This window comes from Denitromonas iodatirespirans (assembly GCF_018524365.1).
GTDB lineage: Bacteria > Pseudomonadota > Gammaproteobacteria > Burkholderiales > Rhodocyclaceae > Nitrogeniibacter > Nitrogeniibacter iodatirespirans.
The window spans coordinates 1-1,143 of the sequence record NZ_JAEKFT010000099.1; the positions used below are offsets into that span (position 1 = coordinate 1).

Here is a 1,143-nt window from a genome sequence, read left to right on the forward strand (position 1 = left end):
GCCCCCCGTCCCGGCCCCTCAAACGCATTCCCCCCACCCTTGACGGAGAACTTGCCCGGGCAGGCGAAGGTGATATCCGCGCCTGAGAGCGTCACCGAGCTTTGGCCGGCTTTGAGGACGATCTGGCGTTTGGCGAGGATGCGGATTTCGGTGTTCGAGCTGGTGAAGGTGGCGGCCTTGTCGGCGAGGATGTCGAGGGCGTCGGTATGGGCCTGGAGGGTGTGGCGGCCGGCGGCGGCGATGGATTTGATCCCGCCGGCGTGGCTGAACCAGCTTGCTGCTTGGCCGACGGTGGTGCCGAGGGTGTGGGCGGCGGCCAGGTGCCAGTCGTGCTGAACGGTGGCGTGCAGGTGCTCGGCGGCGAAGAACACGGTGCTGGCCGGCGAGGTGAGGCCGATGTCGTCGGGTGCTTCGGCGAGGATGACCGGATCGGCGAAGCGCTCGACGGGCTCGCCCAGGCTGCGGCTACCGGGTTGGGCCTTGCGTGCGGGTTGCCCGCCGACGTCGGCGGTGTACTTTCCCTCTTTGGCCGGATCGATGGTGTCGATGAAGCGGGTTTGTGCGCCGTTGCCGGCCAGCGCTTGGGCGCCCTGGCGGCCGGCGGCATCGGAGAGGGTTTTGGCGGTGCGTTCGGCGGCACGCAATTGGGCGAGCGCCTCGCTGGCATCCATCTGGGTGCTGATGGCGTTGCTGCGCACGGAGGCCGACAGCAACAGGCCCTCGCCGGCACGCACGGCCAGCCAGGCATCGGTGCGAAGTTCAAAGCCACTGCCGCGCCACGGGCCGCGAGTAGCGCTGAGCGGGGCGTGGTGGATGAGATGGCCGAGGCCGAGTTGGGCGTTGGTGGCGCTGCTGGCCAGGCGCGTGCGCAGTTGCCCGGGCGCGTCGTCGGCCAGCCATTGATTGAAGCCGGAGTCGTGGTTGTGGCTCGTCCAGCCGCTCAAGACGCCGGGATGGTTGGCGTTTGAATCGACGCCGGCGCTGAAGGGGGGGAGGTCTTCGCCGGTGAAGAGCTGGCTGACGATGACCGGGCGGTCGATATCGCCGCCGATGAAGTCGACCAGGACATCGGTGCCGATGCGGGGGAGGAAGTGGCTACCCCAGTTGGGGCCGGCCAGCCACTCGGCGACGCGCACCCAGGTG

1 protein-coding gene is annotated in these 1,143 nt (G+C 69.1%); it reads right to left on the reverse strand.

The genetic code is table 11. The features are described 5' to 3' along the window. Positions 1 to 1,143 (reverse strand): type VI secretion system Vgr family protein (locus tag I8J34_RS24085; RefSeq protein WP_214364168.1); only part of this gene is annotated, 1,143 nt, incomplete at both ends.